The sequence below is a fragment of the Terricaulis silvestris genome (assembly GCF_009792355.1).
GTDB lineage: Bacteria > Pseudomonadota > Alphaproteobacteria > Caulobacterales > Aquidulcibacteraceae > Vitreimonas > Vitreimonas silvestris.
This window is the reverse complement of sequence record NZ_CP047045.1, coordinates 1,239,043-1,265,731: the sequence shown is the minus strand read 5'-3', so window position 1 is coordinate 1,265,731 and position 26,689 is coordinate 1,239,043. Positions and strand designations below refer to the sequence as shown.

Genomic DNA, 26,689 nt, shown 5'->3' with positions numbered 1-26,689 from the left:
TTCCCATGGCCCACGACCAACTCGCCCAACAAATCGAAGCCGCCTGGGAACGGCGCACCGAGCTTTCGCCGCAGAGCAAAGGCGCCGACGTCGAAGCCATCGAAGCAGCACTTGAGCTACTCGATAGCGGCCAGGCGCGGGTCGCGGCGCGCGCTGACGGAGCATGGACAACGCAGCAATGGCTGAAGAAAGCCGTGCTGCTTTCCTTCCGCATCACTGCAAACCAACTCATCGGCGCCGTCGGCGGCAACGGTGATCCGTCGCCCGGCCCCTATTGGGACAAGGTGCCCTCCAAATTCCTCGGTTGGAGCGACGCCGCATTTGAGAAGGCCGGCTTCCGCGCCGTGCCGGGCGCGGTCGCGCGCCGCGGCAGCTTCATCGGTAAGAACGTCGTGCTGATGCCGTCGTTTATAAACATCGGCGCTTACGTCGATGAAGGCACGATGGTGGACACCTGGGCCACCGTCGGTTCTTGCGCACAGATCGGCAAGAACGTGCACATCAGCGGCGGCGCTGGCATTGGCGGCGTGCTGGAGCCGATCCAAGCCAACCCCACCATCATTGAAGACGGCTGCTTCATCGGCGCACGTTCGGAAGTCGCCGAGGGCGTGATCGTGCGCGAAGGCGCGGTGCTGGCCATGGGTACCTTCATCAGCCAATCGACCAAGATCGTCGACCGCGAGACCGGCCAGTTCACGCGCGGCGAAGTCCCCGCCTATAGCGTAATCGTGCCCGGCTCGATGCCAGACCCGCGCGGCCACGGCCCCAGCCTCGCATGCGTCGTGATCGTCAAACGTGTCGATGCACAGACGCGCGCGAAAACTGGTGTGAACGAGCTACTGCGCGACTAGCGCCCGGCTTCCAGCGTAACACTGATTTCAGTGCCGTCCGTGCCGGTTTGCGTCCAGGTATCGCCGACGTTTTTGTCTGCAGCTATCGCCGTGCATTGCGGCGCGGCGCCGCTTGGCGGGATCAAGCAGAGCTGACCGTCCGCGATGGTGTAGGTGCCGGCCATGGTCGAACCGCCCGGCGCAACGCCGCCGAAGGTGCCGTCTTCGTTGAACTGATAGCGGACCACGGCGCCGTCGGCTCTGGTGACCACGAACGTGTTGCCGTAGCCGTTCTGGATCGTGTCCGCGAACGCAGCGCCGCCGCCCAGGGCCACACCAAACGCAAGCACCACAGCAAATCTCTTCATCGTTTCCTCCACCATTATTGTTATGCGACCGCAGCTGCGGCTTTGCTCTTCGTAATCGGCACCCAGCGCTTGTAGGTCAAGCACCGCCACATCCATTCCAACGGCCCCATCGCGAACATCGAGAGCCACAGCGGCGACCAAATCAGCTCCGCCAGCCACACGCCGCCGACGACAAGCCAAAGCTCGGGCCGCGAGATTTCGCCGAAATGGCCTAAATGCCAGAAGGTCGTCGTCATGATCAGCGATTGAGCGATGTAGTTGGTGAACGCCATGCGCCCGGTCGCAGCTAGTATCTTGAGCAAAAAGCCGAGTACACCCGACTTCATGATCAGAATGAGCAAGCTGACATAGAACAGCGTCCCGAACGGCGACGCCAGTGACAGCACCAGCATGCCCTCGCCTTGCACCTGATGGCGGTCAAACCCAGACTGGAACTCACGCAGGCCTTCCATCCACGTCACCGCAAAGGAAGCAGCGCCGAGCACAAGGAAAACCACATAAACCCAGACCGGGCTGCGCGCGGCCAGGAAGCCCCACTTGAACAGCGCAAGGCCAATCATCATCACACCCGCTGTGCGCGGGATAATGAACAATGACTGACTAGCAAACGCGGCCCACCATTCAAAATTGGTGGAGACCGTGCTGACAAAGCCGCCGGTGATCCGCGCTTTGAGCGCGGCGAATTCCTCGGGCGTCACCGCGAACGCCGCCGCCTGCTTTGCGGCAAGCTCCGCCGGCATGTGATCACCGCCCAGCATCATCAACCCGAGCAGCCCGCTCAAGCTGAGGGTGAGGATGAGGCCGACGATCAGGAGCGTCATCGGCCGCCACGAGCGCGCCAGCAACACCAGGAAGCCCGTCAGCGCGTACACCAACAGAATGTCGCCATACCAGATCAGCGCGCCATGGATGAGCCCAAACAACACCATCCAGCCGAGCCGCCGGCGCAGCTGCTTGCCCTTTTCTTTGTCGCTACGTTCACCGCCGACAAGATAGATGCTGACGCCGAACAGCATCGAGAACAGCGTGATGCACTTGAACTCGAAGAACGTGTACATGACGAGCCACGACCACAGCGTGCTCTCGTCGATCGACAAATGCGGCACTGAATTAGGCAAAATCGCCGCCTGCCACACCGACGCGAAGTACGGTGCGTTGACGATCAAGATGCCCAGGATCGCGAAGCCGCGCAGAACATCCAGGCTTTCGATTCTCGGCGTACCTTCGGTCGTCAGGCTCATGGCGACGCTTCCCCCGCTCTCGATCCAAGGCTAGATCGCAGTGATGGCCGACACTATCGCCGATCCCATTCCGCTCGCCCAGGCCCTAATGCGCCGTCCGTCGATTACACCGGCGGAAGCTGGGGTTATGGACATCGCCGAGCAGGCGCTGACGAAGCTCGGCTTCCGCACCAAGCGCTACAGGTTTGGCGTTGTGGAAAATCTTTATGCGCGCCTTGGCAATGCGGCGCCGAATTTTTGCTTCGCCGGGCACCTCGATGTCGTCCCGCCGGGCGAAGGCTGGACCAGCGATCCGTTCGCCGCCGACATCCGCGACGGTGTGCTTTACGGGCGCGGCGCCACTGACATGAAGACCGCCATCGCCGCCATGATCGCGGGTACAGAGAACTTTTTGCGACAAGGCGCCCCGCGCGGCTCGATCTCGTTCTTGCTCACATGCGACGAGGAAGGCCCCGCGATCGACGGCACCAAGCGCGTGCTCGAAGCGCTCGCCGAAGAGGGCGAGAAGATCGATCACTGCATCGTCGGCGAACCGACCAGCGAGACCAGCGTCGGCGATATGATCAAGAATGGCCGCCGTGGCAGCCTCAACGTCGCCATCACCATGGATGGCAAACAGGGCCACGTCGCCTACCCGCACCGCGCAGCGAACCCCGTGACGCCATTGTTGCAAACGCTCGCGGCGCTGAAAGCGCGCAAGCTCGACGACGGAGCACCGGGTTTCGATGCGTCAAACCTGGAAGTCACCAGCATCGACGTCGGCAATCCGGCGCACAACGTGATCCCGCAGAAAGCCGCCGCGAAGCTCAACATTCGGTTCAACACCAACCATACCGCTGAAACGCTGTTGGCTTGGATCGATGAGACCGCGAAGGCCAACGCCGACCGCGCCGGCGTGAGCTACGCGCGCGTGATCCCGTCTCAGAGCCTGGCGTTCTACACCGACCCCGGCCCGTTCACCGATCTCATCGTCGCGTCGGTCGAGGAAGCCTTCGGCATCCGCCCCGTCCTCGCCACCACTGGCGGCACCTCCGACGCGCGCTTCATCCGCCTCTATTGCCCGGTCGCCGAACTCGGCCTTCGCAACGAGACCGCGCACATGGTCGATGAGAATTGCGCCGTCGATGACGTCCGCGCGCTTGCGCGTTGCTACGAAGCGGTGCTGCGCCGCTACTTCGCGTAATCCACGCGCAGCAGATACAGGCCGTCGGACGGCGCTACCGGACCACAGCGCGTGCGATCCGCGGCGGCGAGCGCGTCCGCCACATCCTGCGCACTCATCTTGCCCAAGCCGACCTCAACCAACGTCCCCACCGTCGAGCGCACCTGGCGGTGCAAAAAGCTCCGCGCCTCGCACCACACCCGGATTGTCTCACCATCGCGAGAAACGTCGAGACGGTCGAGCGTCTTCACCGGGCTCTTGGCTTGGCAGTGACTGTCGCGAAACGTGGTGAAGTCGTGGTGACCGATCAGTCGCTGAGCCGCAGCGTGCATGGCATCAACATCGAGAGCGCGCGAAACACACCACACAAGCCCCCGCGCAAGCGCCGCAGGCGCACGGCGATTGAGGATCGAATAGAGGTACACGCGCCGCACTGCGTCGAACCGCGCATGAAACTCCGGCGCAGCTTCTTTGACGCTCAACACGGAAACGGGATGCGGCCTCACTAAGGCGTTCAAACCATCGCGGACACGGTCAGTCGATACCGTCTTGTCGATGTCCACATGCGCGACCTGCGCCATCGCATGCACGCCTGAGTCAGTGCGCCCCGCTCCAACCACTTCAGCCCGTACGCCCGTTAGCTGTTCGACAGCATCCTCAAGCACGCCCTGCACGCTAGCGCCATGAATGACGCGCTGCCATCCGAGGAAGGCGCGGCCGTCATACTCAAGCGTCAGCTTAAATCGCATCGCGGCCTCAGCCGCGCCGATATTCCAGCATCGTGCACGCGCGCGAATTCGCGGCGCCGGGTTGGCCGCCGGTCAGGCCCAGCAGCTTCATCACCGGTTCGCCCGGCCCGGCCGGCTCCCAGACCACCAAGAACGCCGGCGCATCGGCGCCGCACAGCCCGCCGCCGCCTTCCGGCTTGGTCTCGCTCACGACGCGATAGACCAGCACCCCCGGCTCCTCGACCGGTATGCTCAGCAGCGCGCGCAGCGTCTGCCCGCCGACTTGCGTCGCCGGCGACACCGAGCCCGTGATTTCTGACTCCACAACCAAACCATTGCCGCCGCGCAGCGTCAGCACTTCCTGCGCGTCGCCGTCAGCGTTCCCGGCGTCTGGTAGGCGCAGCGACACTGAGACTGAGAGTTCGCCCGCCGCCGCGCGCGCGCCATCGTTGGCGGCTGTAAATTGGCGCGCCGGTTCGTTTTCGGGCGCTGGCGCATCGAGCTGCGGAGCGTCCGCGCCGCCCGACGTCGACGCCTGCCGGTCGCACCCGGCGGCAGCCAGCGCCAAGACGATCAAAGCGATGCGCAATTTCATGAATCCCTCCGCGCCTTCGTCATAGCCGCTCGCCCCAAGAGCTTCAATCGGCGGCTTCAATCGAGCTATCTCAGCCGGATTCCTGCCGAAACCGGGGCGCCACGCAAATATGCCTCGGCCGCGAGCGGCGCGCGGCCTTCGCGTTGCACTGTCAGCAAGCGTACAGCGCCTGAACCACAGGCAATGAGGAGCTCGTCGTCGAGCGCTTCGCCCGGCTCGCCCTCGCCCCAACCGAGCCGCGAATGCAGCACCTTGATGCGCGCGCCGCCGAGTTCAAACCAAGCGCCAGGATGCGGCGACAGCCCTCGGATCATGCAATCGACTTCGCGCGCCGGACGCGTCCAATCGATCCGCGCCTCCGCCGGCGTGATCTTGTGCGCGTAGGTAACGCCCTCCTCGCCTTGTGGCGTTTCTCTCGCCTCTCCACGCTCCAGCTTGTCGAGCGTGTCGATCAAAAGTCCGGCGCCAAGTCCCGCCAATCTATCGTGCAAAGTCGACGAATTGTCCTCGGCATCGATCGGCGTTTCCGCGGTCGCCAGCACAGGCCCAGTATCGAGCCCTTCCTCCATCCGCATCACCTGCACGCCGGTGACGCGATCGCCCGCCATGATCGCGCGCTGGATCGGCGCGGCCCCCCGCCAGCGCGGCAACAGCGAGCCGTGGAGGTTGAACGCGCCGAGCCTCGGCGCTTCGAGGACCGGCTTAGGCAAGATCAGCCCATACGCGACCACGATCACCGCATCGAGCTGCAGCGCCGCGAACGTCTCCTGCTCCTCGGCGCGCTTCAAGCTCTTCGGCGTCCGCACCTCGATACCGCGCGAGGCGGCGAACGCATGAACGGGCGTCTGCCGCTCCTGCTTGCCCCGCCCCGCCGGACGCGGTGGTTGCGAATAGACGCAAGCCACCTCGTGGTCGGCGTCGAGCAACGCCTCCAGCGCGGGAAGCGCGAACGTAGGGGAACCCATAAAGGCGAGACGAAGACTCATTGCCGCCTCCTATAGCGGAACCCGCCGAGCAAAACGCGGGTTTGTTCCGCGATGACAGACGCGCAAGCTTGCCCAACCCAACCCGAGCCCGTTGCGGGACCATGGTCGCTGACACCGTCGCAATGGTGGTGCGTCGTGCAGGGCGTCGGCGCCACCGCCGAACGCGCGAACCTCGCTTTGATTTCCGCGGGCGTTGCGTTCTTCGCGCTGATGGCAGTGATCCCCGGTCTGGCCGCGGTTGCCGCACTGGTCGGCGTGTTCGGCGATCCGGCTTGGATCGGCCAGCAGATCGAAGCACTCGGCGGCATCGCGCCCGACGCAGTAGTCACGATCATCCACGAGCAGGTCTCGCGCTTATTGCTTGCGCAAGAAGACACGCTGCTTGCCGGCGCCGCTTTCAACCTGCTGCTTGCGCTGTGGAGCGCGGTGCAAGGCACGCGCTGGGTGTTGATGGCGCTGACCGCCGTCAATCGTCGCGCCGAACAGCGCAAAGTGCTGGGCCGCTTCCTCGCCGCTGGCATGTTCACGCTCTACGGGCTGGGCTTGAGCGTGCTCGCCGTCCTCCTGATGGGCGTGGCGCCCGTCGCGCTGACGCTGCTCAACCTCACCAGCGGCGTCGAAGTGTGGCTGTTGGTGCTGCGCTGGCCCGTGCTGGGTGGTGCTGCGATCGCGGTCGCGCTCATTCTCTATCGCTGGGGTCCGCGCCGGCGTCCGCCGCCGTGGCGCTGGCTGGTCCCGGGCGCCATCTTCGCTCCGCTGCTCTGGTTGATCGCCTCCAGCGCGCTGACATTCGCGCTGCGAGAGTTTCCCGCATTCGGCGCCGCTTACGGCTCGCTCGCCAGCGTCGTGGCGCTGCTGCTCTGGCTCTACATCACCGCGCTCGTGTTTCTGCTTGGCGGCGCGCTCAACGCGGAACTCGAATTCTTCGCACTTGGAAAACCGGCGCAGCCCGTAGTTGCGGGTGAGTCCATCGAGCCGCCGATCGCGGCGGACGGCGGCCAGAAACAAGTGACGGGGCGTTAGCGGCCTAAAGCCGATGCGCCTTTTCGTCGTCGGCGTCGCGCTTGGCCTTCTTCAGCCGCTGCAGCGCCTTCTCGCGCTTCAGTCGTGAGAGGTGGTCGATGAAGAGCACGCCTTCGAGGTGATCCATCTCGTGCTGGACGCACACCGCGTAGAGCCCCTCAGCATCTTCCTCGATCTGCTTGCCGTCATAATCGAGGTAGCGGAGCTTCACTTTGTTCGGACGCTCTACATCGTCGTAGATGTCCGGCACCGAGAGGCAACCTTCCTCGTAAGTGAACAGCTCGTCCGACGCCCAGAGGATTTCCGGGTTCACCAAATAGCGCGGTTCTTTGGGATCTTCGTCGCGCGAGAGATCCATCACGATGATCCGCAACGGCTCGCCGATCTGAACGGCGGCGAGGCCAATGCCGGGCGCCTCGTACATCGTCTCAAGCATGTCGTCCATCAGCGCACGATGCGCGTCGGTAACACCGCCTTCGACGGGCGCGGATTTTTGCTTCAGGCGCGGGTCGGGCGCGACGAGGATAGGACGGAGTGCCATGGGAACCTGAGGTATGAAGCGCCGCGCACGGCGTCAAGCAAACCGGTGCATAGCGGGGAACACGGGCGCCAAGTTGGCGTTAGCCATTCAGCGTGCGGGGCGTGGGCGAAAGCTCGCGCCTTTTCTCGTTTTCAGTTCCCGCTCAAGGAGTTTCCAGATGAAACGCTTCCTGCTCGCCTCGGTAGCGACGGTCGGCCTAACTTTCGCCGCGCTGCCGGCGATGGCGCAGGTGTCTGTTCCAGCGACCCCGCCGATCACAACGCCAACGGACACAGAACAGCCAACGGAACCCACCGCGGAACCGCAGGTCGGGACGGCGGGCGTAACCACCGAGGCCGAAACGGCCGCGCAGGCGCAAACGGCGACACCAGTAACGCCGCCTAGTGCCGTCCAAGCGCAAACAACGGGAGCGGCCCAGATGCAGACGCCAACGCCGGACGTGGCCGGCGCCGCGCCTCAAACGCCGCAGACGGCAGCTCCGCCGCTTCAAACCGCCAGCCCGGCCGTCCCTGCTCAAACCGAAGCGCAAACGGTGACGCCACCGGCGCCGAGCGCCACAACGCAAGCCGCGGCGCCTGATGAGGTGCAAGCCCAGGAAAATGCAGCGCTCGCGGTGCCCGTGACGGCCGCGACGGTGTGCGAAGCGCGCACCACGTCCGTGCATTTCGGCGCCCGCGGCAGCGCGCTAAGCCGCCAGAACCAAAATGCGATCGAATACGCCGCTGACGCCGCATCGGTATGCGATCTGCAAACGGTGACGATCGTCGATAGCGCGGAAGGCCGCACTTCGTCGCGTCGCGCCGCTGCAGTGCGCGCAACCTTGATCCGCCAGGGTATCCCAGCGGAGCGGATCACCGTGTCCCAGGAAGTGAATGCGGACGCGGAAGCCGCGAGCACCGGACGCCTCGATCTGCGCATGGCGTTCGCGGGTGTCGCCAATGGCGGCAGCCCTGCTACGGCGGCAGCCGCCGCGTCTGCGGCAGCAACGGGGCCTACGCCAACGCCGGCGCCGAACGCTCCGCCTACGGTCGCGCCCGAAACACCCGGTGTCGCCACGCCGCCCTCACCCGTGCCGCCAGAAGGCGGTCCGTCAGGTGAGGAAGATACGGACCCGACGCCGTCCACCTAAGGCGGGGCGTTAGGGGCAAGGGCCTGGCCGCATAGGTGGCTGGGCCCTTTTTCCTGCGCGATTGCCCAAAGCGCATCGGGTTGAACCGGCGCGGCGCGAGCGCCACAACGCCGGGCATGAACACCACGCAGCTCTTCACTCTCTCCGGCTTCGCCGCCATTGCCGGCGGCTTGCTCCGCATCACCGTCGCCTTTCCCGTCATCAGCGACGAGATCACGCTCCAATGGCTCTATACCGGCATCGACGTGCTGTTGACCTTCGGCATCATCGGCATCTACCTCGATCGCGCCGCGCGGCTTCGCATTCTAGGCTTCGCCAGCTTCGTCATCGCTCTGGCGGCGCTCTCCTTCATCGGCGGACCTGACGCAGATCCGTTCGGCTTCAGCACCTATGAGCAAGGCGCAGTCACGCTTACGATTGCGCTAGTGGGATTGAGCATCGCTTGGATCAGCGCCGGCGAGCGGCCGATCTTTGCACCGGTCTGCTGGTTTGCGAGCGTCGTCGCTGCAGGCGCGCTCGGGCTTTCGCCCGCGACTGAGCCATACGGCTTCATGGTCGCGGGCATCCTATTCGGCTTGGGATTTGTGCTAGCGGGCTACGATCTAGCGCGTCGCGGTTCGGTCGCTGCTGGCGACGCGTGAACGTTCACGCTGGCGATCGCTGATGAGCGCGTTGCGGCCATCGCGGCGATCGGCGACCAGATCGCTTGCCGCGTAAGGCGCGCTGCCCGGCTCCTGTCCGGCAATCTCCACTGCCACGATCCGCCCGTTTGCGTCACGCTGCACGGCGTTGACGCGGCCAACGACGGTCCCGTCATCACCACGTACTTCGATGCCGACGGCTGAATCGTTGAATTGCGCTTGTTGGGCCGCGGCGACGCCCGGTAAGCCGAGCGCTAGGGTGATCACAAGGGTTCGCAGCATTTGCGGTTTCCACGCTTTGGGCGCGGCCTCCAAGTTCCGGGGTTCGCGATAGAAACGCTTCACCCGACGCGGCGTTCCGCCCCTTGCCGAGGTTCCCCGAAACCGCGATATCAGCGCCGCAGGCAGGCGGCGGACGGCCGCCCCGCCAACCCGGTCAGGTCCGGAAGGAAGCAGCCGTAACGGGTTGCGTACGGGTCGCCGTCCTGTCTGCACCTTCTCCGATGGAAACGTCGAACCGGCAGCGGACTCTCGGGGCCGTTGGGAGGACGCCCGCCGCCGGTTCGGTTTAAGCCGCGTGTTCTTTGACACGCAGCTCACGGGCTTGGCGCGCGAGGCGCCCGGCCCAAGGACTTTGCGGCTTGTGCGCCAGCCGCTCAGCGGCGAACGCTTCCGCTGTCTGCGCGAACCCACCACGGAGCGCCGCGTGCAGCGCCGTTAGCGAGAGAACGTCACGCTGCGCATGGCTGCCGCCAAATCGCTGCGCGATGCCGCGGACGGATGCGATCTTCTCGACGCATTCGCCATATCGACCGGCTTCGAACGCCACGAACGCTTCCGCCAACGGCAGGCCGACTTTGCGCGTCATGTAGCCATTATCGCCGCCATCGGCCGCCGCCTGCCGCATCGCCTTCAGCGTGCGCTCTGCATCCGCCATGCGGCCGGCGCCGAGGAAGGCCATGATCGCATGCAAATCGTTGAACGCGTAGAACGCATCCTCGCCAGCACGCTCCCAGCATACCGCCAGCGTGGCGAACCGATCGCCAGTGTCGACGCCTTCGAGCTTCAAGCGCCACAGCATCGCCGAGGCATCGAGCCACTCCATCAGGACCTGCTGATCCGGATTGGGCCGCACTTTTTCGTCGAACAGCTTCAGCACTTCGGCGATGTCGCCGCGATCGAGGTACAAAAGCCCGAGGTGCCACCAATTGTGATAGGCAAACCCGCTGTCCGGCGCCCACTGATGCGCGCTGTCCGCCAACCACGGAATGCCGGTATCGAGATCGCCGCGCATTTCGTTGACGTGCGCCACCGCATGCACCGCCCAGCCATCGCGCGGATCGATCTCAACCGCCTGGCGGCCATAGATGTCGGCGCGGGCATAGTCGCCGCATTCCTCTAGGCCAAACGCGGCCATGCCGAGGATGTAGCTGTAACCGTCCTCACTGCTCTTGAACGCGCGCATCGCCTGCAGCGGCCAGTCGCGCAATTCGCTTTGCAGGCCAAGGAAGAAGCAACCGACGTGCGCGTACTGTAGCGCCAGCACATCGCGCGGATTCTCCTGCGCGACGCGAGCGAAGCGCGCCGTGCCGTCGGCGTAGCGGCCTTCGGCCCAATCTTGCGCGCCTTTCAGCAGCGCAGAGTCGCGCTCGTTCAAGTTGGCGGCAGCGCCGGCGCGGAGGCTCTTTGCCGTTTCTTCGCCATAAGCCTTGTCCGTCGCGGTCACCAAGAGTCCCGCGCGCGCTGCCCAGGCGCCGCCGAACTCCGGATCTTCCTCAAGCGCCGCATCCAGCGCCGCGATCGGATCGCCGCGATAGACGCGGATAAGGTCGAGCGCCTCGTTGTATCTGGCGACTGCGGCTTCGGACTTGGTAGAGGCGGCGTTGCCGTAGCGGTCTTTCAACATTGGAAAATCTCCGGGGGAGCGAGCGGGTCAGATCAGGCGAACGGCAGTTCGCCGTGGGCGACGTACGCCTTGCTCAGCGCGCCCAGGCCGCTGTGCCAAAAGACGATGATCGACACCAAAACGGCTACGCCGCGTGACATGACTGAATTCCTTGCTTTCGATACCGGACACCGCGTCCGGATGGCGAAAGGTGTATTCTTCGGGCCCGCGTCGAGATAGAAAACTCATGGTGCGGCTCTCGCACATTTCTAATTTCGCTTTGAAATTCGGCTGTTACAGCTGTCACATACGAACGGGTCGCGACTGCGTTTGATAACGGACGCGAGAGAACCGTACTCGCAGTACAGTACTTATGGTTTGGTTTTGAGATGAGCGTGAAGGTTTTGAGCAAGGGCGAGGCGACGCGCGGGCGCATTCTCGACATCGCGCAAGACGCGGTGCTCGCGAAGGGCTTCGCCGGCACTTCGCTCGACGAGATCATCGCCGAAGCGGCCATCACCAAGTCAGGCTTCTTCTACCACTTCAAGGACAAGAACGATCTCGCCAAGGCGCTCCTGCAGCGCTACCTCGACGAGGAATGGAGAGTGTTCGACGGCCTGTTCAAACAGGCTGACGAGCTGAGCGACGATCCGCTTCATAGCTTTCTCATTTTCCTGAAGCTGTTCGCCGATCTCACCAACGATCTGCCGAACGGCCATCCTGGCTGTCTGGTAGCGTCCTACGTCTATCAGGATCACCTTTTCAGCCGCGAAGTCCGCACGATGTCGGAGGAAGGCCACCGCATTTGGCGCAAACGATTCCGCGAGCGGCTAGATCCCATCGCCGTGCGTTACCCGCCACGCATCGACGTCAGCCTCGACGACATGGCCGACATGCTCTCGGCGATGGTGGATGGCGCAATCATTCTGTCGAAGAGCTTGCACGAGCCCGGCGTGCTGCCGCGCCAAATCTTGCAATATCGCTCGTACGTGAAGCTTGTCTTCGGCGGCTAAGCCGCGACCCGCGCCGGTGCGGATTTCGCCGGCAGGTAGAGCGTAAACGTCGAGCCCTGCCCGAGCTTGCTGTGCGCTTGTACATCGCCGCCCATCGCGCGCGCGAGCCGTCGTGTGATCACCAGGCCCAGGCCCGCGCCGTCATGCGCACGCGTATGCGAAGCATCGATCTGCACGAACGGCTGGAACAGGCGCTCCAGTTGTTCAGCGTTCATGCCCGGCCCTGTGTCCTTCACCGAAATTGCAAAGCCCGGCACACTGCCGATCCGGCATGCACGCGCATCAAGCGCAACCACGCCATTCTGCGTGAACTTCGCTGCGTTCGAGAGCAGGTTCAGCACGCACTGGCGTACGCGCGTTTCGTCGGCGACCAGCGTCTCCACCCCGGGCGCAATGTTCACCTGACACACCGTGCGTTGCTTGGTGGCCGTCGGCCGCACCGTGTCCATTGCGCCGCGCAGCAGCACATGCAGATCGATCGGCGTCGGCCGAAGATCGAGCCTGCCCGCTTCAATGCGCGACAGATCTAGCACTTCGTTGATCATCGCCAACAGGTGGTTCGCCGCGTTGCGAATGCGATCAAGGTCTGCGGCGCTGCTGCCAGTCTCACCGCTTTCCAGATCTTCCTGGACGATCTCGGCATAACCAATCACGGCATTGAGCGGTGTGCGCAATTCGTGGCTCATATTCGCCAGGAACATTGACTTCGCCTTGCTCGCCGCCTGCGCGCGCTTGGTGGCGACGGCGAGTTGCGTCGTGCGCTCCCGAACGCGCCGTTCGAGATCCTCGGCCGCGGCTTCGGCATTGAGGCGTGCGCCGATCAAATCGCCGAAACTGGCCGCGCCCGCTCGCGCCGCCATGATGGCGTTCACGCCCAGCAAACCGGCCATGATCGCCAGCACCACGCCAGAAAAGCCTGAGCCGAACGCATAGGCGTTCATCGCCAGACCTACGATTACAGCGGGGATCGTCCGCACGATCATCGCTGGCGTCATGACGTGAAGCGTGGCGCAAATCAGTGCTGTGCCGGCGCAGAACAACAAGCCGATCAACGGCGCCGGCTGCGGGGCGAAGGCGAGCGCTGCGTACGGCGCGACATAGGCCGCCGTGATCGCCGCGAGCGACCAGATGTGCCGATTGACGGCCGCGCGGATGGTGGCGTCGTCGAGATCGTCCAAACGCGCGCACAGCCGGGTGAAAGCAGCCTGCGTTCGCAGGTCGAGCAGCGCCCCGACAATCGCGCCGGTCGCGCATAGCGCCCACCACCAGCCGGGCGTCAACAGTGCGACCAGGATGGGCGTCAGCCCAACCGAGACGTAGCGAACCGGGCCGTGGCGGGTCCAAGCCAGTTCCGCGAAGCGGCGGACGGTGAGCACCCACACGCGGTGCGACGCTGGCCCACTGCCCACTGCCAAGGTTCGCCCCAAAATTCTGCGATATCAGTATTGCCTGTGTGGTAGTGCCATTCTGGTAAACGGCAGCCTTACGCCGCTGCCGGAGGGGTCGTATTTCCGGCCGAAAGCCTTAGGTTTGGCGGGTGAGCGAATCCAATTCTCCAGGCCTTTTCGGCGACGAACCGGACGGCGGCTATGTCGTTCTGGCTCGGAAATATCGCCCAAAGACGTTCGCCGACCTGATCGGCCAGGAAGCGATGGTCCGCACCATCGCCAATTCCTTCGCGCTCGGCCGCATCCCGCACGCCACCATGCTCACCGGCGTCCGCGGCGTCGGCAAAACCACCACCGCCCGCCTGCTCGCCCGCGCGCTCAACTACAAGTCCGGCGCCATCAATGGCCCGAGTGTTGAACTCGACCCGATGGGCGAGAACTGCCAGGCCATCATGGAAAGCCGCCATCCCGACGTGTTCGAGATGGATGCCGCCTCCCGCACCGGCATCAACGACATTCGCGAAATCCTGGACAGCGTCCGCTACGCGCCCGTGATGGCGCGCTACAAAGTCTACATCATCGACGAAGTGCACATGCTCTCGACGCAAGCCTTCAACGGCTTGCTGAAGACGCTGGAAGAGCCGCCGCCGCACGTGAAGTTCATCTTCGCGACGACGGAAATCCGCAAAGTGCCGGTGACGGTGCTCTCGCGCTGCCAACGCTTCGATCTGAAGCGCATCGATAGCGAGCGGCTCGCCGAACACCTCGCCAGCATTTGCGCGAAGGAAGGCGTAAAGGTCGATACCGATGCGCTCGCTCTGATTGCCCGCGCGGCCGAAGGCTCGGCCCGCGACGGCCTCTCCTTGCTCGATCAAGCTTTGGTGCAAAAGCCCGGCGCATCAGTCTCCGCCGCTGATGTGCGCGACATGCTCGGCCTCGCCGATCGCGGCCGCGTGCTCGACGTGTTCGAAGCCATCGCCAAAGGGGACGCCAAGGCCGCGATCACGGACGTACGCAACCAATACGACAGCGGCGCCGACCCAACGCTCATTCTCCGCGATCTCCTCGATGTCGGTCACGAAGCCGCGCGCGCTCAAGCGCTCGGCGCCGATGCCCGCATCATTGGTGGGGCCGATTGGGTCGAGCGCGTGCGTGGCTTGGCCGAACAGCTCTCGCCCGCGCAACTTTCGCGCTTGTGGCAGATGCTGCTGAAGGCGCTAGAAGAAGCCGGCAAGGCCCCAGACCCCATCGCCGCTGTTGAAATGGCGATGGTGCGCTTGTGCGCCGCGCAATCGCTGCCGCCGCCAGAGGAAGCCGCGCGCCTGCTGCGCGATGGCGCGTCTTGGACCGCCGGCGTCTCGCCGGCGGGTTCAGCGCCGTCAGCGCAAAAGTCACCCACCGTGAACGCTGCGCCGGCGCAGCCTGTAGCAAACAAAACCGCCGGCGAGACGCCGGCGGTCCAAGCGCAGCCTCCCGCGCATACAGTCGATTCTCCGTTCCAAACGTTCGAGGACGTCACGAAGGCCGTCGCAGAGGAACGCGATATCGAGCTCGAACTCGCGCTGGAACGCCTCAAAGTCACGCGCTTCTCGCCGGCGGGCGAGGTCGTCTACATCGCGCATCCCGATCAGCCGCGCGATCTGGTGCGCCAGCTCAAAGCGTTCCTCGAAGAGCGCACGCCGTTCGAGTGGACCATCCGCTCCACCACCGAATCCACCGCGCCTATCGAAAGCCTCGCCGACCGCCGCAAACGCGAGGAAGCAAGAGCGCTTGAAGAGCTGAAGCGCCAGCCTTTCGTTGCTGAAGCGCTGAAGCATTTTCCCGGCGCGGAAATCGCCAAGGTGACGCAACCGGTTGAAGACGGCGGCGGCGATGTTGCACCCTTCCCGCAACGCGATGCGCCCGCGCCCTCCCCGGCGCGCAAAAAGGAAGCCGACAGATGAAAGACATCTCGCAGATCATGCGCCAGGCGCAGGCCATGCAGGCCAAGATCAACGAGGCGCAGAAAAAGCTCGAAGCCATGGAAGTCGAAGGCACCGCCGGCGGCGGTATGGTGAAGCTTCGCATCTCCGGCAAGAACGCGCTGCTGTCGCTCTCGATCGATCCATCGCTGATGAAGGAAGACGAGCGCGAAATCGTCGAAGACCTGATCAAAGCCGCCCACGACGACGCCCGCCGCAAACTCGACGACGCGCAAAACGAAGAGATGAAGGGCTTGGGCGGCGGTCTAGGGATTCTGCCCGGCTTCAAGATGCCGTTCTAAGGCCTGCATGCCGGAAAGTGCCATCAATCGCGATCAGGATGTAATGGGCGGCGCCGCAGTCTTCCAAGGGACGCGCGTGCGCGTGCAAACACTCCTGGATTATCTGGAAGGCGGCGACACGATCGATGATTTCCTCGAAGGTTTTCCTTCAGTGACGCGCCATCAGGTCGTGACGTTCCTCGAGGATTGCTAAAATGGATTGGCCGCTAGACGCGGATGGCGATGTCTTGCGCAGACTTCGGGAAGCGGGATTTAATTTCGCGAACCGTGCAGAGATTGACTTCGATATCTATTTTCACAACAGCCGCCTTGCTCCGCAGGCCGCAAGCGCCATTGCAACCGCTTTCCCCCTGGCAACCATCACCGCTCAAGAGGACGGATTGGTCGTGCAGATCGAAGAGTTTCTAACCTACGAGTTTGTGACTCGGATGCAGACAGATCTGTCGGAACTTGCAGAGCCTTTCGGCGGCGCATGTACGGAGTGGGGCGTCTTAATTCGACCCCGCGCTAGCTGACCAAGATGCGCACCAAATCCATCATCGCGGCGCCTGAAATAGAAGCGCTGATCGCGCTTCTCGCCAAAGTGCCAGGCCTCGGCCCGCGCTCTGCGCGGCGTGCGGCGTTGCAGCTGATGAAGCGTAAGGATCAACTCATGGTCCCCCTCGCCGCCGCGCTTTCGGAAGCCGCTGAGAAAGTTCGCCCGTGCTCCAATTGCGGCGCGCTCGACACGCAGGACCCGTGCGCGCTCTGCTCGGCGCCCGATCGCGATGACGGCCTGATCTGCGTCGTCGCCGAAGTCGGCGACGTCTGGGCACTCGAACGCGCCGGCGCCTTCAAAGGCCGCTACCACGTGCTCGGCGGCACATTGTCAGCGCTGGACGGCGTCCGCCCCGATGACCTCCGCATCCCGCGCCTGCTCGAACGCGCCGGCGCACCCGGCGTGCGCGAAATTATCCTCGCGCTCTCCGCCACCGTCGATGGCCAAACCACTGCGCACTACCTCGCCGAGCGGCTGCACTCCCTCAACATCACGATCAGCCGCCTCTCGCACGGCGTCCCCGTCGGCGGCGAACTCGATCTTCTCGACGACGGCACGCTCTTCGCGGCGCTACAAAGCCGCCGCTCGACCTAACCGGAACTCATTTCGCTCGACCGCAGATGTCGCCTCACGGTAGCGTGGCGCCACAGGAGATCGATATGGGCTTTCTCGATAAATTCTCTGGACCGCTGCTCAGCATCCTCCGCATCGTCAGCGCGCTGCTCTTCATGGAGCACGGCACCGCAAAGCTGCTGAATTTCCCGCCGACAGAGATGTTCGCGCAAGCGCCGGAAGTCGGCACGCTGACGTGGATCGCGGGCGTGCTCGAACTGGTCGGCGGCGCATTGCTGGCGCTTGGCCTCTTCACCCGGCCCGTCGCATTCGTGCTCTCAGGCCAAATGGCCGTCGCCTACTGGATGGTCCACGCGCAGCAATCGTTCTACCCGCTGCAAAACCAGGGCGATGCCGCGATCCTGTTCTGCTTCGCCTTCCTCTACATCGCTGCAGCCGGCGGCGGGCCGTGGGCGCTCGATCGGGCGCTCAGCAAAAAAGCCTGACGCTATTCGCGGTGACGCTCAACGCACGCGGTGCGCGCGCGCGTCACACGCGGCTCCATCAGCCCAGTCTCGCGGAAGCGCGCGAGCGCAGCTTCGTATTCTTCGTACGTCATCGTGCGCGTGAGCTTGTCCCAGGTGCAGGTGCAAACCGCGTTCTCGCTGGGGCAAGACGCTTCAAACCGCGCCTGCGCTGCTTCCGGATACGGATTGGGCGCAGCCTCGCCACACCCTGCTAGTCCGATCGCCACGAGGGCGATGAAGGCCCACCGCATTGTCCTACTCCCGACTCGGCAAATCTTGCCGCGCCACGAAGCGAGTATGCGCCAATAGCGTTAAAGGAGAGCCACGAGAACGTCGTTAAAGCGTTAGCGGAGCCAGGACCAGAGAGCCCCCATCTTCCGCCGTGATCACAAGCTGTTCGCCGTCGCGGCGATAGCGATCCGCGTCATCCAGCACCGTGAAGAACGCATCCTCCTGGCGCATCACCGGCGTATCGCAGGCCATTTCGGTGCGCCCCAGAGCGCGTACGGCGATGGCGCCGTCAGCCGCTTCATAGACGCCGGAATACCGGTTGCAGCCGCCGCCGCCGGCGATGCGATCCTCCACCGCAAACTCGACCGACGGCGTGCGAATTTGCGTGGGCTGGCCGTTGATCGACCGCACCGCCCAGCGCGTACCGGCGAGATCGGAGCTGGGTGCAGGTGCGAGAGAAGCGCACGCCGCCGCGACCAGCGCGCTCATACAGGCGGTCAGCCTCAAAGGGATACGGTGCGGCACGGCGCCCATGACGCTCCTCAACGTCACTGACCGCCAGCCGGTTCCCCAGCTGGTTGTTGAGTGAGTTGCGCACCGCAAGCCACCGCATAGCCGTTGATCTGCTGCGACAGCGGGTGGGCCAGTCGCTCCGGGCCAGGCAATAGCTCAAGCGCCTGGAAGTCGGTGACGGGCACCTCCATCTTGATCTTGTCCCAAGTGCACGCGCACAGACCCGGCACCGTGCTTTGCGCCTCGCAGGCGCGCATGAAGTTCATTTCGATGTCCGGCGGATATTCGCCCGAACGCGGCGAGCATGCCGCGAGTGCGAACACGGCAAGAGCAAGAACCAGACGCATCAAACCTCACTTCGCATCGTGATCAGCCTGGTGCAGGCCAAAAATGTTGCCCTCGGTATCCTTGAGGTACCCGACATAACCGACCCCGGGAATAGTCATGCGCGGCAGTGCGACGCTTCCGCCGGCTTCCACGCCCGCCTTCATTGAAGCGTCGATATCATCGACCGCGAGCGTGCAGGTGTAGGCGTTGACAGGTTGGCCATCGCTTGGCGGCGGACCCTGGCGCGGCAACAGCCCGCCATTGATGCCATCACCTTCGCCAGTCGAGATCAGCCAATACGCCACGCCTTCGCCCGGCATTTTGCTGAAACGCCAGTCAAACACGCTTTCGTAGAAGCGCATGGCGCGCTCGGGATCTGCGGCGTGAAGTTCAAAGTGGACGACGCGGGCCATCGGCAATCCTCCCGCCGCGTTGGTACCGCTAGTTGACGCTCTCTTCCAGCAGCCTGCGACCGATCACTTGCGCTTGGATTTCGCCTGCGCCCTCAAAGATGTTGAGAATGCGCGCATCGCACAGCACGCGGCTGATGGGATATTCCAGCGCAAAGCCGTTGCCGCCGTGAATTTGCAGCGCGTTGTCCGCCGCCGCCCACGCCACCCGCGCCGCCAGCAACTTCGCCATCCCTGCTTCCAGGTCGCAGCGTTTGCCGCTGTCCTTCCGCCGCGCCGCAAAATACGCGATCTGCCGAGACGCCATGATCTCAGCCGCCATCATCACCAGCTTGTTGGCCACACGCGGGAAGCTGAAAATTTCGACGCCGAACTGCTTACGCTCCAACGCATACTGTAGCCCCAGCTCCAGCGCGCATTGCGCCACGCCAACCGCGCGCGCCGCCGTCTGAATCCGCGCGCTCTCAAACGTCGCCATCAGCTGCTTGAAGCCTTGCCCCTCAATGCCGCCAAGCAAATTCGCCGCTGGTACGCGGAAGCCATCAAACCCGATCTCGAACTCCTTCATGCCACGATAGCCCAGCACCTCAATCTCGCCGCCCGACATGCCCTCCGTTGGAAAGGGCTCGTCGCCATCACCGCGCGCCTTCGGCGCCAACAGCATCGAAAGCCCGCGGTGATCGGTGCTTGCGGCATCGGTACGCACCAGCAGCGTCATCATGTCGGCCCGCGCCGCGTGCGTGATCCACGTCTTGTTGCCGGTCACGACATACGCATCGCCATCCTTCGCCGCGCGAGTACGCAGTGAAGCAAGGTCCGACCCCGTGTTCGGTTCAGTGAAGACCGCCGTCGGCAGTATTTCGGCGTTCGCGATCTTCGGCAGCCAGTACGCCTTCTGCTCGTCGGTGCCGCCGGTGAGAATGAGCTCGGCCGCGATCTCCGAGCGCGTACCCAGCGAGCCTACGCCGATATAACCGCGCGAAAGCTCCTCGGACACCACGCACATCGCCGTCTTGCCCAGCCCCGAGCCTCCAAACGCTTCCGGAATCGTCAGCCCGAACACACCGAGCTCACCCATATGCTCGACGATCTCGATCGGGATCAGCTGGTCCTTCAAATGCCACCCGTGCGCAAACGGCACGACCTCAGCGTCGGCAAACTTGCGGAACTGATCGCGGATCAACTCGAAGTCGTCATCGAGCCCGGTGTTCTCCAACGTCGCCCGCCCGCGCCCCTCGCGCAGCAACGCCGCCAGCCGCGTTTTCTCCTCCTGCGAAATCGCCAACGCCACGCGCGGCGCTTCAACGCCAAAGTCCGCCGGACGGATCGTCTCGACTTGCGTCATCGGCACGCCGCCCGCGAGCTGCGCCGCGTACTCAGCCGCCAGCAGCTTCGCCAACAGCTGCTCCACTTCGCCGAGCTTGCCCGCCTCCTTCAGCGCCCGCGCCCAGTCGCGCACTTCGCGCAAAGTCTCTGCATAAGTCGCCACCCACGCGAGGCCGTGGACGATGTGCTGTTCGCGATCGAGCGCCGCGCGATCCTTGATCGACACGCGCGCCTTCACCGCCTGCCGCGCGCGATCGGCGTAGGCGGAAGCGTCTGTGACGACAGCATCGAGATCGGAGAACAAATCGCTCATACCCATGCTCTCTAACCGGCTTTTCGCAGTTGCAAAACGGCTTTCGCGGCGCGCGTCCTGCGGCCATTCACACGCACTATTCGACGAGCGCATTTCCCGTCAGGGCGACGCTACGGTACGGTCGCCGTCTTAAACGACGGGGGACGGGACTATGATGCATCGCCGCGCGCTTTTGGGATCGTTGGCCGGCGCCAGCGCGACGCTTGGACAAGCGTCCGCACAAGAGAACACCTACGCCACCCCCGGGCCGCCACAGCCGTTTCCGCCGGAAGTCTTCCGCGAGCGCCGCCGGCGCTTGATGGATCAGATTCGCGGCGGCGTCGCCGTGATCTACTCCGCCACAACGCTCGAAGGCGAAGGCCAAGACCCGAACTTTCTCTACCTCACCGGCATCGCCGACGAAGTGAACTGCGCCCTCGTCCTGGCGCCGGAGGAGCGCATCAACAAGGAAACCCTCTTCCTCGCCAACCGCGATATCGAAAGCGAACGCTGGGAGGGCGCGCGCATGCCGCTCGGCAGCGAAGTCGAACGCATCACCGGCATCGCCAATGTGAGCCGCATGGGCGGCCTCGGCGGCCAAGTCACAGGCATGGCCTCACGCGCGGGCAAGCTCTGCTTCATGGGACCGCTCGCTGGCCCCAACGCGCCTGTGCCGCGCGCGCTTGAACTCTACCGCAATATCCAAACTCGCGTACCCGGCGTCAGCATCGAACAATCCGCGATGATGATCCCCTACATGCGTGAACAGAAGGAGCCGCGCGAAGTCGAGAAAATTCGCCGCGCCATCACCGCCACCGAACGCGGCCATCGCGCCGCCATGCGCCGCGCCCGCGTCGGCATGCACGAATACGACGTGAAGGACATCATCGAGTTCGAATTCCGCGCCGAAGGCGCGCGCGGCATGGCGTTCCCGTCCATCGTCGGCGCCGGCCGCAACAGCGCCGTGCTGCACTACCCGCTCGACACCAACACCATCCAAGCCGGCGACATGGTGCTGTGCGATCTCGGCGCGAAATACGATTACTATTGCGCCGACATCACCCGCACCTTCCCGATCAGCGGCCGCTTCAACGACGAACAGCGCCGCATCTACGAACTGGTGCTGCAAGCGCAGGAAGCCGCGTTTCGCGTCGCGCGTCCAGGCGTGCACTACAGCGCGCTGCAAGACGCCGCCGACAACGTGTTCCGCCAAGCTGGCCTGATCGATTCATTCTGGCATGGCCTTGGCCACTTCGTCGGCCTCGAAGTCCACGACGCCGGCGATTACAACCGCCCGCTTCCCGTCGGCGCCTGCTTCACCATCGAGCCCGGCCTCTATCTACCAGATCGCGGCTTCGGCGTGCGCATCGAAGACATGTACCTCATCACCCGCAACGGCTGCGAGCACATGACCGCATCCGTCCCGCGCACGGTGGCCGAAGTCGAAGCCTGGATCGCCGGCGGCGCCTAACGTCTGGCAATCGCCGCATTCGTGTGCGATCAGGCGTCATGCGCCTGATTGCATCGCTTGCCCTCGCCGCGGCACTCGCCGCGTGTTCGCCGCCTTCGTCACCAACGCCGGAAGCGCCGTCCGCCGAAAGCGCGACGCTCGCGCCAGACGCGACGCTGACCACCGTCTCGGCGCCAGCGGCGAATGCACGCGTGACCAGCCCGCTCGCAGTCACCGGTACGGCGCCTGCCAATTGGTATTTCGAGAACCAGTTTCCTGTGCGTTTGGTCGATGCGCAGGGCGTCGAGATCGCTATGGCGCCAGCGACGCCGCGCGTGAACTGGACCGAGAACGCCGAACCGAAGGAATTCGACGCGCAATTGAGCTTCAGCGTCACCCGCGAAACGCCCGCAACGCTCGTGCTGCAGGAAGACATGCCCGGCGAGGGCGAGGCGCCGCGCGAAGTTCGCGTGCCGGTGATCCTGGCGCCGAACTAACTCAGCTCATCCACTTCAGAGTCACCGGCTCAATCGGATTGACGAAGTCGCGGTTCTCTTCGCGGCTCTTGGCCCATTCGCGTTTCAGCTTCAGGTACCACTTCGCCTGCACGTCGATGTCGTCGATCCAGAGCATAGAAGGGCTATACGCCAGCCCACTGTTCTGCAGATCGACCATGCGGCCGTCCTGATCAAGGAACTCGCTGGCGGCCGGGATCAGGATCGGCTTGATCAGATCGAGCCAAATCGCGTCCCGCCAATACGTCACTTGCGTAATGCGTGTGGAGTTCTCGTTCTCCGGCGTGAGGCACGTCAGCGTGAACAAGCGGGAGCGCGGCGTCTCCACCACTTCCCAGCGAAAGCCGGGCAGCATGAACGATATTTCCGTCGTCACATCGCCGCCAAACAAATACTTATACGCCAGCGAATTCGACGCCGGCTTGTGCCGTTCGATCGACCACCCGCGTTCACGCGGCACGAAGCGTTTCTCTTTGAGCTTTTTGCCCGTGCTCGGCGGGCGCCACCACCACTGGTTATGCACGTACGGCACGTGCGCCGGGTCCATCAGACCCACCACCGCGTTGTCCATCGCCGCCGCGAAGACACGATGGATCACAAACTTCGGTTCGGTCAGCTCCGCCAAACCAAACTCCGGCGCCGGTGGCGCTGCACCCGCAAATTTTGGGTCGCTGGAGACGAACACCAGCACAATGCCGTTGGCCTCATGCGTCGGAAAATGGCGCACCCGAATGCGGCCCGCGTCGTACGGCTGCCCCTCCACCAAAGACGGGATCAGCTTGCAGACGCCATCCTGCGTGCCATAGCGCCAGCCGTGATACGGGCACTCGACCGTCTGCACGCCATCATTCGACACGATCCTCCCGGCCGACAGCGGCACGGCGCGGTGCGGGCAGATATCGCGCATCGCAAAGGCGCGGCCCTCTTCGTCCCGCCCGAGCAACACCGGATCGCCCAGAATCTCACGGCGAAACATTTCGCCGCGCTTCAGCTCGCGCGAGGGCGCGGCGAAGTACCAAAGGTCCCGGAGAAGATCGCTCATTGCTGCGCGAGATAGAGGATCGCGGGCACGCCGACAAACCCCAACGCCGCTGAGGCGACGATTCCGCACAGGCAAAGCGCCGCCAGCCCCCAACGCCGCATCCGCATCGCCGCCGGCCGCGCCTGGTTCATGGCGCCGCCGGCGAAGAAGATCAGCCCCAGCGACCCGGCGACAATCCCGCCTACAGCCGCCATGTAAAGAATGGTCTGCGCGATAACGAGCAAAACGTCAGCGCGCCGTCACGGTCACGCGAAACGTGTTGTTCGGCGCCTCATTGGTTTCCCAAGGCCGCCGCTGCTCCATCACGATCTCGCCCGTCCCCGGCGCGGTGGCGACGAACATCGTCACCTCCCAATGATTGCCGCCGGTAAAGCCCGGCTGCGATTGCGCTTGCGTGGTGGCGCCGCTGGCCTCGCCCGCGCGCTGCACGAACGCCGGCATCTGCGCCGGCGCCCAGACGTATCCCGCCGTCGGCACGCCCACGAGTTCGATGGCGAAACGCTGATTGACACCGATCTCGACCGTCTGCCCCGCTTGCTCCGCCGTGATGCGCACCGCGACATCATCCGGCGTCGGCGCGGCAACCGGTCCGTTCACGGAAGCCACGTCTTCACTCGGCGCCGGCGCGCACGCGGCGGCCAGCAACGCGACCGCGAAAAATGCAAAGCGCATGAGTTCACTCCTATCGCACCGCCAGGATGCGGCTCATCAAAGCCGGGTCATCCGGAAACTGTCCTGCCGCAGGCAATCTCTGTAGCAGCTCACGCCATGGCCGATGCATACGAAACGCACGGCGAAACAGCGGCAACGCCTCGTCCACGTCGCCGGTGCTCGCGAGCGTCACTGCCGTCCAGAACACCATCTCGTGGTTGTCCGGCGCCAACGCCATCGCCGCGGTGTAACGCTGCCGCGCCGTCGCGACATCGCCCGCCGCCATCGCGTCATCGCCTTCGGTCATCAGATTGTAAGCGCGCGCCAACCCGAGCAGCCGCTCCAACTCCTGAATCGGCCGCTGATGATCTTCCACCCGCAGATCGAAAATCCGCCCGCTCCATGCGTGCTGCGCGCGATCGCCCGACACCACCAGCAACGCCGCCGATTGCTGCCCACGAATATCGCCACCCTCACGCTGCGCCGCGTGCAACGCCGCCATCAACCGCGCCGAGAGATCGCCTTGCGCCGCTTGATACGCCGCCGCCATCGCCGTGCACACCGTCGATGGCCCCATCATATTGGCCTGCACTGTGAAGCCTTCGCCTTCGATGTCGCACGCTTCGCGGATCGCACTCGGCCCGGTGTGATTCGCGACATTGCCGTGCGCATCGACCATACCGACCTGCCGACCTTCCGGGTGCGCATCGCCTGCAACCAGCGCCGTCAGCGCTTGATCCGCTGTCATGCCGTTGCGCATCAGCTCCAGCCCAAGCGGGCCATAGCTGCGCAGCGCAAACGATTGCGTCGCCACCGCGCCGACGCCTGGCTCCGCCCACGTCACCACGCCGCCAACCGAGAACCAGTGCGATTGCACCGCCACACCCATCTGCCCGGTCGCAGCATCGCGCGCGACGATGGAGAACGTATGCACAGGGCGGCGCGGCTCCGTCTCCTGAGCGAATGCAGGCGCAGCGGCGCACAGCGCCAACGCAACAATCAATGCCCTCATTGCATCGCCCCTGCTTCCATCAACCCGATATAGAACCGGATCATGCGCTCGAAGTTCTCGACCGACAGCCGCTCGTTCAAACCATGCGGCCGCGTTAAATCTTGATCGTTCAGCATGATCGGCTGATACCGGTACACGTTCTCCGCGACATCGGTGTAGTGCCGCGAATCCGTGCCCGCGAGCACCAGCCCCGGCGCCACCGGCGCGTCCGGCATCATCTGCTGCGACAACGCCGCGATAAGGCCGTAGCTCGTCGATGTCGTGCTCGAGATCGGGCTCGCATCCGTCGGCTCATCGGCCCACTCCACCGTCACACCGTCGAGATCCGCCACCGCCTGCCGCGCCTCGCGCAGTAAATCCGCCGTCGTATCGCGTGGATGAATGCGGAAATTGATCATCGCCGTCGCTTCCGCCGGCAACACGTTTGGCCGCGAGCCGCCCGAAACCATCGTCGGCGCCACCGTCGTGCCCAACAGCGCCCGCGCCGCTGGATTGCCATCCATGCGCTGCTTCAACAGCGGCCCAAACAGCCATTCGTTCGACACCGCCATGCGATTGGTAAAGGAGAGCTCCGGCGCCAACGCCCGCATCATACCCAAAGCCGGCCCGCCTTCGAGCCGTTGCTCGATCGGCATCGAATGAATTCGATCGATCGCCTCCGCCAACAGCGACACTGCTGTCTCCGGCGGCGGCATCGACGAGTGCCCAGGCTGCCCCACCGCGCGCACCCGCATCGTGCTTGAACCGCGCTCCGAAATCCCGATCATCGCAGCAGGCCCGCCCGTCAGCGGATGCCGCTCCAACGCCGCCAAGCCTTCGTCCAGCACGAACCACGCGCGAATGCCGCGATCGGCAAGCGCCTGCGCCATCAGCACAGCGCCGCCGTCGCCACCAAGTTCTTCGTCGTGCCCGAACGCGAAGACGATCGTCCGCACCGGCCGCTTGCCTTGCGCCGCGAGATACTCCGCCGCTTCCAGCAGCGCGACCAGCGAGCCTTTGTCGTCAATCGAACCGCGGCCCCAAATCGCGTCATCCTGAATCACGCCGCCGAACGGATCGACTTGCCATTGCGTGCGCGTGTCCTCAGGCACCGGAACCACGTCCTGGTGCGCCAACAACAGAATAGGCGGCTGTCCCGCATCGCTGCCTTCCCAGGTGTACATCAGCGAAAGCTCGCCAATCACCTCACGCCGTGCCGCCGCGTGAAAGGCCGGATAGCGCGCCTGCATCCACGCATGGAATTGCTCGAACTGCGCGCGGTCGTCGGTCGCTTCCACCAACGACACGGTACGGAAGCGGATCGCTTCGCCCAGCCGCATCGCCGCGGCACTCGCATCGATCTGATACGCGCTCGTATCGGGGATCGCCGCTTCCGCTGGCGGCGGTGGCGCCGTGAACGAATACGTCCGGTAGCCAACAAAGCCCGCGACCGCGACCAGCAGCACCGCGAGCGCCGCCAAAATTAAGCGCACCATAAGTAGACGTCCCCTATGCGCGTCTCGGCGCGCTC

The 26,689-nt window shown here is 64.4% G+C and carries 33 protein-coding genes and 1 other RNA gene; 15 read left to right on the top strand and 19 right to left on the bottom strand.

From position 1 onward, the window contains the following. Positions 1–5: 5 nt before the first annotated feature. On the top strand, positions 6–851 hold the full coding sequence (gene dapD / locus DSM104635_RS06210; RefSeq protein ID WP_158765373.1) for a 2,3,4,5-tetrahydropyridine-2,6-dicarboxylate N-succinyltransferase: 846 nt from the start codon (positions 6–8) through the stop codon (positions 849–851). Here the strand turns inward: dapD and DSM104635_RS06205 are convergent. Continuing rightward, a complete protein-coding gene (locus DSM104635_RS06205; RefSeq protein WP_158765372.1) occupies positions 848–1,198 on the bottom strand; it encodes a hypothetical protein in 351 nt (116 codons plus the stop codon). The genes dapD and DSM104635_RS06205 overlap by 4 nt on opposite strands. Before the next feature lie 20 nt (positions 1,199–1,218). Continuing rightward, entirely contained in the window at positions 1,219–2,439 is a 1,221-nt protein-coding gene (locus tag DSM104635_RS06200; RefSeq protein ID WP_158765371.1) for a DUF418 domain-containing protein, read from the bottom strand. 43 nt (positions 2,440–2,482) lie between these two features. On the opposite strand from DSM104635_RS06200, the gene dapE reads away from it, so the two are divergent. After that, positions 2,483–3,622: a succinyl-diaminopimelate desuccinylase gene (gene dapE, locus DSM104635_RS06195; protein WP_158765370.1), complete on the top strand. Its 1,140-nt coding sequence runs from the start codon at positions 2,483–2,485 to the stop codon at positions 3,620–3,622. On the opposite strand, the gene truA is transcribed toward dapE, so the two are convergent. The 3 genes from truA to fmt all read right to left on the bottom strand — a co-directional run bounded on the left by truA (position 3,610) and on the right by fmt (position 5,910). After that, positions 3,610–4,350: a tRNA pseudouridine(38-40) synthase TruA gene (gene truA / locus DSM104635_RS06190; protein WP_158765369.1), complete on the bottom strand. Its 741-nt coding sequence runs from the start codon at positions 4,348–4,350 to the stop codon at positions 3,610–3,612. The two genes, dapE and truA, sit on opposite strands and share 13 nt — an antisense overlap. Before the next feature lie 7 nt (positions 4,351–4,357). Next, a complete protein-coding gene (locus tag DSM104635_RS06185; RefSeq protein WP_158765368.1) occupies positions 4,358–4,924 on the bottom strand; it encodes a hypothetical protein in 567 nt (188 codons plus the stop codon). Positions 4,925–4,989: 65 nt separating this feature from the next. Then, positions 4,990–5,910, bottom strand: coding sequence for a methionyl-tRNA formyltransferase (gene fmt, locus DSM104635_RS06180; RefSeq protein ID WP_158765367.1), 921 nt, complete (start codon positions 5,908–5,910; stop codon positions 4,990–4,992). A gap of 51 nt (positions 5,911–5,961) precedes the next feature. Here fmt and DSM104635_RS06175 point away from each other — a divergent pair, with 51 nt between their 5' ends. Beyond that, on the top strand, positions 5,962–6,933 hold the full coding sequence (locus tag DSM104635_RS06175; protein ID WP_158765366.1) for a YihY/virulence factor BrkB family protein: 972 nt from the start codon (positions 5,962–5,964) through the stop codon (positions 6,931–6,933). A 4-nt stretch (positions 6,934–6,937) separates the two neighbouring features. Here DSM104635_RS06175 and def read toward each other — a convergent pair whose 3' ends face one another. Further along, entirely contained in the window at positions 6,938–7,474 is a 537-nt protein-coding gene (def, locus tag DSM104635_RS06170; protein ID WP_158765365.1) for a peptide deformylase, read from the bottom strand. Positions 7,475–7,631: 157 nt separating this feature from the next. Between def and DSM104635_RS06165 the strand changes: the two genes are divergently transcribed. Together DSM104635_RS06165 and DSM104635_RS06160 are read left to right on the top strand one after the other, a co-directional pair. Further along, entirely contained in the window at positions 7,632–8,603 is a 972-nt protein-coding gene (locus DSM104635_RS06165) for an OmpA family protein (protein WP_158765364.1), read from the top strand. Between the two features lie 35 nt (positions 8,604–8,638). Continuing rightward, positions 8,639–9,244, top strand: a complete 606-nt coding sequence (locus DSM104635_RS06160) for a hypothetical protein (protein WP_158765363.1) — start codon at positions 8,639–8,641, stop codon at positions 9,242–9,244. On the opposite strand, the gene DSM104635_RS06155 is transcribed toward DSM104635_RS06160, so the two are convergent. Then, on the bottom strand, positions 9,206–9,526 hold the full coding sequence (locus DSM104635_RS06155) for a hypothetical protein (protein ID WP_158765362.1): 321 nt from the start codon (positions 9,524–9,526) through the stop codon (positions 9,206–9,208). The two genes, DSM104635_RS06160 and DSM104635_RS06155, sit on opposite strands and share 39 nt — an antisense overlap. Before the next feature lie 117 nt (positions 9,527–9,643). Between DSM104635_RS06155 and ffs the strand changes: the two genes are divergently transcribed. Beyond that, an RNA gene (gene ffs / locus DSM104635_RS06150) (signal recognition particle sRNA small type) lies at positions 9,644–9,741 on the top strand. Positions 9,742–9,812: 71 nt separating this feature from the next. On the opposite strand, the gene DSM104635_RS06145 is transcribed toward ffs, so the two are convergent. Continuing rightward, positions 9,813–11,150 carry a tetratricopeptide repeat protein gene (locus DSM104635_RS06145; RefSeq protein ID WP_158765361.1) on the bottom strand — a complete coding sequence of 446 codons (1,338 nt, stop codon included), beginning with the start codon at positions 11,148–11,150 and terminating at the stop codon, positions 9,813–9,815. Positions 11,151–11,518: 368 nt separating this feature from the next. Here DSM104635_RS06145 and DSM104635_RS06140 point away from each other — a divergent pair, with 368 nt between their 5' ends. After that, the gene (locus DSM104635_RS06140) at positions 11,519–12,142 is read left to right on the top strand and encodes a TetR/AcrR family transcriptional regulator (protein ID WP_228445905.1); all 624 of its coding nucleotides are present in this window, start codon (positions 11,519–11,521) and stop codon (positions 12,140–12,142) included. On the opposite strand, the gene DSM104635_RS06135 is transcribed toward DSM104635_RS06140, so the two are convergent. After that, complete coding sequence (locus tag DSM104635_RS06135; RefSeq protein ID WP_228446031.1) at positions 12,139–13,551, bottom strand: sensor histidine kinase; 1,413 nt, start codon at positions 13,549–13,551, stop codon at positions 12,139–12,141. The two genes, DSM104635_RS06140 and DSM104635_RS06135, sit on opposite strands and share 4 nt — an antisense overlap. Positions 13,552–13,679: 128 nt before the next feature. Here DSM104635_RS06135 and DSM104635_RS06130 point away from each other — a divergent pair, with 128 nt between their 5' ends. The 6 genes from DSM104635_RS06130 (at position 13,680) to DSM104635_RS06105 (ending at position 17,389) form a co-directional block, all read left to right on the top strand. Further along, on the top strand, positions 13,680–15,473 hold the full coding sequence (locus tag DSM104635_RS06130; protein ID WP_158765359.1) for a DNA polymerase III subunit gamma/tau: 1,794 nt from the start codon (positions 13,680–13,682) through the stop codon (positions 15,471–15,473). Then, positions 15,470–15,793, top strand: coding sequence for a YbaB/EbfC family nucleoid-associated protein (locus DSM104635_RS06125; protein WP_158765358.1), 324 nt, complete (start codon positions 15,470–15,472; stop codon positions 15,791–15,793). Before DSM104635_RS06130 ends, DSM104635_RS06125 begins: the two co-directional genes overlap by 4 nt. Before the next feature lie 7 nt (positions 15,794–15,800). Further along, positions 15,801–15,986, top strand: a complete 186-nt coding sequence (locus DSM104635_RS06120) for a DUF433 domain-containing protein (protein WP_158765357.1) — start codon at positions 15,801–15,803, stop codon at positions 15,984–15,986. Position 15,987: 1 nt separating this feature from the next. Then, on the top strand, positions 15,988–16,308 hold the full coding sequence (locus DSM104635_RS06115; protein WP_158765356.1) for a ribonuclease E inhibitor RraB: 321 nt from the start codon (positions 15,988–15,990) through the stop codon (positions 16,306–16,308). A 5-nt stretch (positions 16,309–16,313) separates the two neighbouring features. Continuing rightward, on the top strand, positions 16,314–16,925 hold the full coding sequence (gene recR, locus DSM104635_RS06110) for a recombination mediator RecR (RefSeq protein ID WP_187448171.1): 612 nt from the start codon (positions 16,314–16,316) through the stop codon (positions 16,923–16,925). A gap of 65 nt (positions 16,926–16,990) precedes the next feature. Beyond that, positions 16,991–17,389 (top strand): DoxX family protein, encoded by a 399-nt coding sequence (locus DSM104635_RS06105; protein WP_158765355.1) that lies wholly within the window; start codon positions 16,991–16,993, stop codon positions 17,387–17,389. A gap of 2 nt (positions 17,390–17,391) precedes the next feature. On the opposite strand, the gene DSM104635_RS06100 is transcribed toward DSM104635_RS06105, so the two are convergent. The 5 genes from DSM104635_RS06100 to DSM104635_RS06080 form a co-directional block, all read right to left on the bottom strand. Then, a complete protein-coding gene (locus tag DSM104635_RS06100; RefSeq protein ID WP_158765354.1) occupies positions 17,392–17,661 on the bottom strand; it encodes a hypothetical protein in 270 nt (89 codons plus the stop codon). An 85-nt stretch (positions 17,662–17,746) separates the two neighbouring features. Beyond that, positions 17,747–18,130 (bottom strand): META domain-containing protein, encoded by a 384-nt coding sequence (locus tag DSM104635_RS06095; protein ID WP_158765353.1) that lies wholly within the window; start codon positions 18,128–18,130, stop codon positions 17,747–17,749. A 59-nt stretch (positions 18,131–18,189) separates the two neighbouring features. Further along, positions 18,190–18,501: a hypothetical protein gene (locus DSM104635_RS06090; RefSeq protein ID WP_158765352.1), complete on the bottom strand. Its 312-nt coding sequence runs from the start codon at positions 18,499–18,501 to the stop codon at positions 18,190–18,192. A 6-nt stretch (positions 18,502–18,507) separates the two neighbouring features. Then, positions 18,508–18,894 carry a VOC family protein gene (locus DSM104635_RS06085; protein WP_158765351.1) on the bottom strand — a complete coding sequence of 129 codons (387 nt, stop codon included), beginning with the start codon at positions 18,892–18,894 and terminating at the stop codon, positions 18,508–18,510. Between the two features lie 28 nt (positions 18,895–18,922). After that, positions 18,923–20,530, bottom strand: coding sequence for an acyl-CoA dehydrogenase family protein (locus DSM104635_RS06080; protein ID WP_228445903.1), 1,608 nt, complete (start codon positions 20,528–20,530; stop codon positions 18,923–18,925). Positions 20,531–20,681: 151 nt separating this feature from the next. Here DSM104635_RS06080 and DSM104635_RS06075 point away from each other — a divergent pair, with 151 nt between their 5' ends. Both DSM104635_RS06075 and DSM104635_RS06070 read left to right on the top strand, forming a co-directional pair. After that, positions 20,682–21,980: a M24 family metallopeptidase gene (locus DSM104635_RS06075; protein WP_158765349.1), complete on the top strand. Its 1,299-nt coding sequence runs from the start codon at positions 20,682–20,684 to the stop codon at positions 21,978–21,980. A 38-nt stretch (positions 21,981–22,018) separates the two neighbouring features. Then, a complete protein-coding gene (locus DSM104635_RS06070; RefSeq protein ID WP_158765348.1) occupies positions 22,019–22,456 on the top strand; it encodes a Gmad2 immunoglobulin-like domain-containing protein in 438 nt (145 codons plus the stop codon). A 1-nt stretch (position 22,457) separates the two neighbouring features. On the opposite strand, the gene DSM104635_RS06065 is transcribed toward DSM104635_RS06070, so the two are convergent. The 5 genes from DSM104635_RS06065 to DSM104635_RS06045 are packed head-to-tail and all read right to left on the bottom strand — an operon-like array spanning position 22,458 to position 26,654. Continuing rightward, positions 22,458–23,516, bottom strand: a complete 1,059-nt coding sequence (locus DSM104635_RS06065) for a Rieske 2Fe-2S domain-containing protein (protein WP_158765347.1) — start codon at positions 23,514–23,516, stop codon at positions 22,458–22,460. Then, the gene (locus DSM104635_RS06060) at positions 23,513–23,710 is read right to left on the bottom strand and encodes a hypothetical protein (protein WP_158765346.1); all 198 of its coding nucleotides are present in this window, start codon (positions 23,708–23,710) and stop codon (positions 23,513–23,515) included. The genes DSM104635_RS06065 and DSM104635_RS06060 overlap by 4 nt, the downstream gene beginning before the upstream one ends. A gap of 34 nt (positions 23,711–23,744) precedes the next feature. Then, complete coding sequence (locus DSM104635_RS06055) at positions 23,745–24,188, bottom strand: protease inhibitor I42 family protein (protein WP_158765345.1); 444 nt, start codon at positions 24,186–24,188, stop codon at positions 23,745–23,747. Between the two features lie 10 nt (positions 24,189–24,198). Next, positions 24,199–25,179 (bottom strand): DUF1028 domain-containing protein, encoded by a 981-nt coding sequence (locus DSM104635_RS06050; RefSeq protein WP_158765344.1) that lies wholly within the window; start codon positions 25,177–25,179, stop codon positions 24,199–24,201. Then, positions 25,176–26,654, bottom strand: a complete 1,479-nt coding sequence (locus tag DSM104635_RS06045) for a M20/M25/M40 family metallo-hydrolase (RefSeq protein ID WP_158765343.1) — start codon at positions 26,652–26,654, stop codon at positions 25,176–25,178. The genes DSM104635_RS06050 and DSM104635_RS06045 overlap by 4 nt, the downstream gene beginning before the upstream one ends. Positions 26,655–26,689: the final 35 nt, after the last annotated feature.